Raw genomic sequence first — 2,288 nt, 5'->3', positions numbered from 1 at the left:
GGATCCAACAGCGTGTAACCACCACCCGCCTTCAACACACCCAACAACGCCACCACGAGATCCGCCCCACGCCCCAGGCAGACCCCCACCAACCCGCCCCGCTCCAGACCGGACTCCACCAACCGCGCGGCCATCCGATCCGACAGAACATCCAACTCCCCGTACGACAACCGGCGATCACCATCCGCCACCGCCACCGCACCCGGAGCCCGCACCACCTGCTCCGCAAACAGCCCCGGCACCGTCCCCGCCGGCACCGGACCCCCACCACCACCCCACCCCGACACGACCAACTCACGCTCGCCACCCACCAACACCTCAACCGACCCGACCAACTGCTCCGGATCCGCGACCATGGCGGTCAACAGCGAACCGAGACGGCGGCCCAGCACCTCCACCGTGCCGTGGTCGAAGAGGTCCACGGCGTACTGCAGCTCCACCTGGATCCCACCGGGCGTGCCATCGGCAGCCCAGGCCTCGGTGAAGGCGAAGTTGAGGTCGAACCGGGCCGGCGCCGTGTCGAAGGTCTCCGATTCCAGGGTGATGCCCGGGAGTTGGAGGCTGACCGCGCTGTTGTTCTGCAGGACCAGCATCACCTGGAACAACGGGTGCACCGAGGCGGAGCGGACGGGGTTCAGCTCCTCCACCAGGCGCTCGAACGGCAGGTCCTGGTGGGTGAACGCCGCCAGATCCGTGTCCCGGACCCGCCCCAGCAACTCACCGAAGGTCGGCGCACCCGACACATCCGTCCGCAGCACCAGCGTGTTCACGAAGAACCCGACCAGCTTGTCCAACGCCTCATCCGAACGCCCCGCCACCACCGTGCCGATGGGGATGTCCGTCCCCGCGCCCAACCGCGACAACAGAGCCGCCAGGCCCGCGTGCAGCACCATGAACAGCGTCACGCCATGCCGACGCGCCAGGCCCTCCAACTCCGCATGCAGCCCGGCATCCAGCCCGAACTCCACCAGACCACCCGCACGCGAAGCCACCCCCGACCGCGGCCGATCCAACGGCAGCGCCACCTCCTGCGGCGCATCCCGCAACACCCCCGACCAGTAGGCAAGTTGCTGATCCAGGACCCCACCCAACAGACCCTGCTGCCACAGCGTGTAATCCGCGTACTGCACCGGCAACGGCGACCACTCCGGAGCAACCCCGGCCAGGCGCGCGCGGTAGGCCGACGCCACGCCCTCCCACAGCGGCTCCATCGACCAACCGTCACTCGCGATGTGGTGCAAGGTCACCACCAGCACCGACTCGCCCTCGCCGAGCCTGAACAACACCACCCGTACGGGCAGGTCGGTGGACAGGTCGAACGGGGTGAACGCGGCCCCGCGCACCGCCTCGTCCAGCGTGTCGCTCCCGTACTCCACGACCGTGAAGGGCACCTGGACGTCCTGGGCGGGCAGCACCAGCTGGCGGGGCTGTCCGTCGACCGCGGGATAGACCGTCCGCAGGGCCTCGTGCCGGCCGACCACGTCACCGATCGCCGCACGGAGCGCCTCGACGTCCACCGCGCCGTGGAGACGGAACGCGAACGGGCTGTTGTAGGTCGCGGAAGCGCCCTCCAGCTGGTCGAGGAACCACAGCCGCTGCTGGGCGAACGACAGCGGCAGCACCTCCGGCCGCTCCCCCGCCACCAGCGCCGGACGCGCCGGGCGGCCGTCCTTGAGCTTCTCGGCGACGCCGACGACCGTGGAGGCGTCGAACAGGTCGCGGATCCCGAGTTCGGCACCGAAGGTGCCGCGGATGCGGCTGATCAGCCGGGCCGCGAGGAGCGAGTGCCCGCCCAGCGCGAAGAAGTCGTCGTCGATCCCCACCGACGGCAGGCCCAGCAGCTCCGCGAAGATGCCGCAGAGCAGTTCCTCCTGCACCGAGCGCGGTGCGCGTCCGCCCGGCTCGACGGCGGTGGCGGCAGGTGCGGGCAACGCGCGCTGGTCCAGCTTGCCGTTCGGCGTGATCGGCAACGCCTCCAGCACCACCACCACCGACGGCACCATGTGACGCGGAAGCCGCTTGACCAGGAAGTGACGCAGTTCCGCCGCGTCCACGTTCCGACCGTTCACCGGGACGACGTAGCCGACCAGGCGCTTGTCGCCCGGCCGGTCCTCGCGCGCCACGACCGCGGCCTGCGCCACCGCCTCGTGCGCCAACAGCACCGCCGCGACCTCACCCGGCTCGACCCGGAAACCCCGGATCTTCACCTGGTCGTCCGCACGCCCCACATACTCCAACACCCCGTCCGCACGCCAACGACCCAAGTCGCCCGTCCGGTACATCCGTTC

At 70.2% G+C, this 2,288-nt stretch carries 1 protein-coding gene; it reads right to left on the bottom strand.

What is annotated here, in order from left to right; all coding sequences use genetic code 11:
• Positions 1-2,207, bottom strand: a 2,207-nt coding sequence (locus ACFVXH_RS41225; protein WP_387831224.1) for a condensation domain-containing protein, incomplete at its 3' end; no start/stop codon positions are given.
• Between the last annotated feature and the right edge of the window lie 81 nt (positions 2,208-2,288).

Source organism: Kitasatospora sp. NPDC058184, assembly GCF_042883725.1.
In the GTDB taxonomy this organism is placed as follows: Bacteria; Actinomycetota; Actinomycetes; order Streptomycetales; family Streptomycetaceae; genus Kitasatospora.
The sequence above is the reverse complement of the archived record's forward strand: the minus strand, read 5'-3'. Positions and strand labels throughout refer to the sequence as shown.